The following is a 5,918-nucleotide window of genomic DNA, read 5'->3' as shown; positions in this document are numbered from 1 at the left end:
GCTCTCAACATCGGAAGGACAGGGCGTTGGTGGGCGTCGGTGGGCGACAAGCGACACTCGACTTATGACACAGGACGCATGAAGCTGATCAGCCATTACAAGTCACGGAACGGGTATCGCTTGACGGGGACGGGTGTCGAGTGGTGCAGGTTGCTGTTTAAATGAATATTTGTTCATATGTTGGCACCGGTTGCTGTTCAAATAATGAGCAATTATTGTCGCTTGACGGGTGATGATTGTCTCTTGACATTTGTCGAGAGATAGTGCTGTAAACATATGAAAATCCATCCATAAGGACACGGCAGAAACAGGGTGGACACGCTAAATTACAGAGTGGACACGGAAGTATAAATTCCCTGCGACAGGCTTGAACCCGCGAGATAGAGCGGCTGAAGGGGAACAACACGTTGTTAGTTATAATAGGTACAAAATACCACGGGAAATGACCCAGCAGAGTAATATATAAATGTGTTTTTTACTATATAAACCCCTCTTTTTGCTTTTTTTATATGTCTGGTTATTTTACCGTGTCTTTTGTATCTACTATAACTAACAGCTTCCAGCCCCTATTCCAGACAGTTTTTGGTCTGGTTTCAGTAAGAGAATTAAATATAACCTCCCGTGTCCTGTTTTTTTGCTGTTTTATTTTTTTAATAGCTCTGCTAACATTAGCCTTGCTAATCACAAAAAAGAGGACAAGCGACAAATGACAATCGCCATAGGACAACGAATCCACAACCTGACCGTCCTGAACGAAGCCGAAACCGAAGCCGAACCGGACTCCGGTTTAAAGTACTGGTCTACCCGCTGCGACTGCGGCAATGAAAAGATTATTGAAGATGGTGCATTACGTTCAGGAATCGTCGCTAATTGCGGTTGTACAAGGTGGTTCAGCCGTAAGGACAACGCTCTGGGTGTAACCACAGGGCGTTTGACTGTCGTTGAAATATTAGGGGGTACACCCAAGCAGTTCCTCTGCAAGTGCGTCTGCGGCCAGCATGTTAAGGCTTCGGCAAAAGACATATGTTTCAAAACGGTCGACCATAAGTGCAAACAAAATCCCACTCACCCCTCAGTATTGAGTTTACAGCAGAAAGTCAATGTGTTGAGAGATCAGGTTCTATTGCTGCCTGATGATGAGTATGAACAGCTTGATAAGGCTCTCGAACTGGCTTTGCTTTTAGTACCCTCTCTTAATAACCATTAAGGTACGCCCTATGGACAAAAAGATTCCCGTGTATTACACCAATAAATATGGATTCGAGAAATTTAAATACCTGAACCGTCGGCATGTCCATCTGCTCCGTTTGATATTTTACTCTGAAACCTATGAATATGGACCCCCTCGTAATAATAACTTATGCAAATATCTGGATATTACACCACAAACATTAACTACCTACTCATGCTATCTGACAAGAACAAAACTGGTTAAACGAACACCTGACAAACGACTGGCATTAACCGACAAAGGTCGGGCGTGGTGCGAAGAACATTTCAGTCCTGATTCAAAATACAGAGAACACCCAGCATTCGCCATCTAACCCCCACAAGCCCCTACCCAGGGGCTTTTTTATAAATAAACGAAGTTTTTATAAATAAACGAAGTTTTTATAAATAAACGAAGTTTTTATAAATAAACGAAGTTTTTCATATCTAGAGAAAGGAGAACGACCATGTTGGCAATCGCCATTGGTGACGTTGTTGTTGACCTCGACAAAAGACAATCGAAAAAGCTCCCGCAACGCCTGTCCAGTGCTCTTGTCAGCCGCGATCTGTTCAAGCTGATAGGTGACAAACCTCTCAAGAAATTAGAGCAGCACGAGCGTCAATGGCTGTCTGACGCTTATCAGGGAACAGAGTCGTTTGTCACTTGCTCCCAGATAGCCAGGGCAGCAGAGAAGCTGTCAGGGGACAGTTTTCATGGAAACCTGATCATTGCCCAGTTGAACGGGTTGGGTATGGAGGTCAGGAACGCAAGCATCCATTACCCTGAATACCTCTACAAACAAAAGGGTGTGGTTGTCCCATGGCAGGTGTAAATTAACGCTTGACGAGCGTCCCAACGTCGGGCGAATATATTAGCAGGTTAATAAAAACTAGCAGTCAGAGCAGGAGACACCACAATGACCTACTACCATGATTTCGACGTTCTGATGATCATCAAACAGAACTGCCCATGCACAACTGAAGCCCCCGAGTGTTACACAAAAAACAACGCAGCCCTTTACTGGTATGAATCGTTGATGAGGCTTTCAGAGCGTGGGTTGATTATCCTTGATTACCGCAATAATGAAGTACACCTCCCCGACGAAGTAATGAATGCTTTCGTTGAACAGCAAGGATATGTTGCTGAAGCCTTCCTCGACTCCGTTGAGGTACTAACAACTTTATCTGTTCCGACCATCACCCATTAACTGGTAAGGGTGCCACTCGACAACCATCTAACTGGTGGTGTAATTACGCACCGCTCAACAGGTTCGACTCCTGTTAAACAACCTCGGGTGAGGGATAAAAAGAGATGGTTGAAAAGTGAAGCCGGTTCAAACCCGGCATGGCCGACCCTAAAAAACTTTCTGCTTTAAAAAGCGTCTGGGCAATCCCCCAGGAAACACAACAAAGGACAAAGGTCATGTAACACATAACCCTTGCGAGTGACGCTTGTCGCTTGCCGCGCCATGGAAGACAGCGTGTTATCGAACAAAACAAGGTGGTTTTTGCTGGGTGTTCCGCCACAGTCTCACAAAGAACACCCCCGAGCTGGAATGCGAGCCAGCCGGTAAGCAAGGTACGGTCGCCGCAACGACGCCGGATACGTAACCGGCACTAGACAATAAACATAGGACCTGCCCCGTGAAACTCTCTATTAAACAGAGTAAGGACAACCCCGACAAATACTTCCTGTTTGATGTCGGGGCCAATGAACCCTTGATGAAGTTTGAGTTGTTACATCGCATGAAAGGTGCCCACAACACGGCTGTTTCAATCCTGTCGAGCACCGCTGATTTCCTTGAGAGGAAAGCAAAAGACCCCTACCCAGATGTCGATTGCACCAAGTACCTGAACCCTACCGCTCGACTGATGACACAGGGCATCCTCAATCGTCTGGGTATGAAGTGGCAGCGCAAACCAACACCACTGGATTAAGGACAGAACATGCGAAAAAAGACACAAACCAGAGCTGACCTGCTCAGAAGGATTCTGGAACTGGAAGCACAGCTTGCCAGTACATATCACTTTGCTGACAGGGCAATAGACAAGGCAGGTAAAGACCACATGATGGCAAGTGGTGTTTTGCTTCAACTTAACGCCATTGGTGGGCACCAAATAATCCCTCCGGTCGTTATCAAGGATGGGTTAAGCGACGAAACCATAAAGGCAATAAAAGCTGACCTGAAAGAAAGTTACGAGCTGGCTGTTCTATTCAAACCATAACATTAACAGGGCTGATACATGGTTTTATCCCCAACCACAAAAATTGTTTTCCTTCATGTCGCCCACAACTGCCCGGTCTACGACAAGCGACCATCGGAAAGAAACGCCTGGGGTGATGTCGAGGGTGCTTCTTTACGCAATCTGCTGGCAGAAGGGTTAATCACTGACGACCACGAGCCTGAACTGACGGCCAGAGGTGAGAAGTTCTCTGAAATGCTCTGTGCAGCAATAGAGACAATACCTTTGCCTGTCCATTCATGGAGGGACCCGAGAGATGATCAACGAATGTTACAGGGTCTTCATCAAGTTCAAAGTGAATAGAGAACTTGATGCCAAGAGACGCGATGAAGTCATGCAAAAAGCATGGAGCAAAATAATCCAGCTACGCATGTCCATGAACGACTGCATTCTCTATGACAGTTCCGTGACAGTAAATGCCAACAATGGCCGTGTAGTGACCATTGTGGATAACAAACAAGCGGCTGAAGACTTTCATCGTGAGTTGATGAACTACTTCGGCAAGTTCACATACCTGACAGTGGTGGAAGAAGAATGAAAATAGAGATCAACCTACTGGTCGTTAAAAACAGTGCGACAGGTGAAATCCTTGATGTGAAACCCATCGAAGATATGTACACCAACGTTTCCGTCACCTACCCAACGGGTACTGTCGGCATCAACGCCATCCTTGAGTGGGGCCGCAGCGTATGGGGCGACAGAGTATTCACTGCCTGCGCCAATTACCTGACCGCCGTCGAGCAAGAGAATGCCTTCAGTATTCAAGCCGAAGCGAAAGACATCCCATTGTTGGGGGATGTTGTTGTGGGAGTTGTTGCCATAACCCTCGATACGGAGNTAAATACACCAGCCAACGACGTAGTGCCTCAAATCACCGACAAAGGACGGGTGTTTCTCGAAATGCTGAAAGAAACACCACTGCCAGAACAAAAATGGGCTGACCCGAGGAAAGACGCATGAATAAAGCTGAACAGAATGACGATATTGAGTGGTATAAGCCCCTATTTGTGTACCTGCTTTCGCATGTGTCGCTGTTCAATAGTTTTCCTGACTGCATGGAGGACGATGACACAGTATCGACCTTCGACGAACATCTCATATTCGCCACAGGCGTCCTGTTAATTGGTGGGTATGTCGAGCGTACTGAAGCCGGTGTTGTACTGACCAAGAAGGGAATGAACTACCACAAACAACTTGTTTTTGTCGTGAATAACATTGCCAATGAAACAGAACGGGAGACACGCGATGACACCACTTACTGATCGCCCAACAAAGAAGCAGCGTCTTCACGCCCAGGCAATGGCAACTTTGCACAAGGCAAAGGTGTCTTTTGAGACAAAGAACAATGGCGCTCACCTGATCGTGTACAGCACCTACTCGGTCATCGACTTCTGGCCGGGGACAGGCAAGTGGGCAGTAAGGCTATCACACCGTAAAGGTAATGGCCTTCAGTCCTTGTTGCACCTAATAAATGCAGAAGAAGACATTTTCGGGAACGATGTCTGCCAAGAGTGCGACGGCGAAGGTTTCATCTACGAAGGTGGCTTGTCCGTCAACCCTGAAATCGACAACCGGGTACCTTGTTCCGAATGCAATATTAGCGGTGCTGATATATGAGACAACAATATCTCTATGTGCATAAAGACGCACCAAAGGACCTGTATTTCACGCCAGAAGATCGTCGTTTTTTGATAGCTAAATCAAAAACTGACATACACCCGGTCTTCAAAAAAGCCGCAGCAAAAGCTGTTGAGTTGATGTTTAACAAACCAAACAAGGGAGTATGAAAAATGGGATACAAAATTCACGTCTATGACAGCAGCAAATACCGCGAATACCAACACGCAGAGCCAGACGGCGCTATATACAGCACTCCAGACATTATGGAGTGTCTGTATCACAACTACGGCTTTGAAGAACTCAGGGATTTAGCCCATGCCATCGTCTCTTGCATTGGCACGGACGCTCTGATGGTGGGTATCGTCGCACAAAACACATTCGTCTCTTTAGACGAAATAGACGACTGCTTCACTGACGACAACGATTTTGATGATGCTGTAGCCGAAGCACTATTAAAGAAGCAGCAAAAAAAAGAACCCAGTCCAATAGATGTAGCCCCGCTCCATTACTACCTGACCAACCAGATCATTACTTGGGCCAACAAAGACGACAGTTGTGTAGGTGACAAGTTCGACACCGGTGAAGATGATCTGGTATCCCAACTCTGGGATTATGCGGTAGCGATCGAGAAGGCATGGATTGAATTTGAGAAAGACCGTGACGCACCGGGCGTGTTTGTCTATGACGTAGGCGACAATTACGCCCCGCGCATGATGATCGAGATGCTGGAGCACCCGAACGCTCTTGAAAATGAACTCCCGGCACTCGACGAATGGCAAAAGAATGTCAACATACTGGTTGATAAGTACATGGATTGCCAGGAACCAAAAAATGATCAATCCGTG

Annotated in this window: 10 protein-coding genes; all 10 read left to right on the top strand. The window is 46.5% G+C overall.

What is annotated here, in order from left to right; genetic code table 11:
* Window positions 1–706 precede the first annotated feature (706 nt).
* Window positions 707–1,207 (top strand): hypothetical protein, encoded by a 501-nt coding sequence (locus ABD892_RS07005; RefSeq protein ID WP_345194731.1) that lies wholly within the window; start codon window positions 707–709, stop codon window positions 1,205–1,207.
* 469 nt (window positions 1,208–1,676) lie between these two features.
* Window positions 1,677–2,042, top strand: a complete 366-nt coding sequence (locus tag ABD892_RS07000; RefSeq protein ID WP_345194730.1) for a hypothetical protein — start codon at window positions 1,677–1,679, stop codon at window positions 2,040–2,042.
* Window positions 2,043–2,126: 84 nt separating this feature from the next.
* The gene (locus ABD892_RS06995; RefSeq protein WP_345194728.1) at window positions 2,127–2,417 is read left to right on the top strand and encodes a hypothetical protein; all 291 of its coding nucleotides are present in this window, start codon (window positions 2,127–2,129) and stop codon (window positions 2,415–2,417) included.
* Window positions 2,418–2,853: 436 nt separating this feature from the next.
* Window positions 2,854–3,147, top strand: coding sequence for a hypothetical protein (locus ABD892_RS06990; RefSeq protein WP_345194727.1), 294 nt, complete (start codon window positions 2,854–2,856; stop codon window positions 3,145–3,147).
* Window positions 3,148–3,156: 9 nt separating this feature from the next.
* Complete coding sequence (locus ABD892_RS06985; protein WP_345194726.1) at window positions 3,157–3,435, top strand: hypothetical protein; 279 nt, start codon at window positions 3,157–3,159, stop codon at window positions 3,433–3,435.
* 274 nt (window positions 3,436–3,709) lie between these two features.
* Window positions 3,710–3,991, top strand: coding sequence for a hypothetical protein (locus tag ABD892_RS06980; RefSeq protein ID WP_345194724.1), 282 nt, complete (start codon window positions 3,710–3,712; stop codon window positions 3,989–3,991).
* 418 nt (window positions 3,992–4,409) lie between these two features.
* Window positions 4,410–4,715, top strand: a complete 306-nt coding sequence (locus ABD892_RS06975; RefSeq protein ID WP_345194723.1) for a hypothetical protein — start codon at window positions 4,410–4,412, stop codon at window positions 4,713–4,715.
* Window positions 4,699–5,070 carry a hypothetical protein gene (locus tag ABD892_RS06970; RefSeq protein WP_345194722.1) on the top strand — a complete coding sequence of 124 codons (372 nt, stop codon included), beginning with the start codon at window positions 4,699–4,701 and terminating at the stop codon, window positions 5,068–5,070. The genes ABD892_RS06975 and ABD892_RS06970 overlap by 17 nt, the downstream gene beginning before the upstream one ends.
* Window positions 5,067–5,240 (top strand): hypothetical protein, encoded by a 174-nt coding sequence (locus ABD892_RS06965; RefSeq protein WP_345194720.1) that lies wholly within the window; start codon window positions 5,067–5,069, stop codon window positions 5,238–5,240. Before ABD892_RS06970 ends, ABD892_RS06965 begins: the two co-directional genes overlap by 4 nt.
* 3 nt (window positions 5,241–5,243) lie before the next feature.
* Window positions 5,244–5,918, top strand: a 675-nt coding sequence (locus ABD892_RS06960; RefSeq protein WP_345194719.1) for a hypothetical protein, incomplete at its 3' end; no start/stop codon positions are given.

Source organism: Kistimonas scapharcae (assembly GCF_039540975.1).
GTDB classification, from domain to species: domain Bacteria; phylum Pseudomonadota; class Gammaproteobacteria; order Pseudomonadales; family Endozoicomonadaceae; genus Kistimonas; species Kistimonas scapharcae.
Note: the sequence above shows the minus strand (reverse complement) of the source record. Positions and strands in the feature narration are given on the sequence as shown.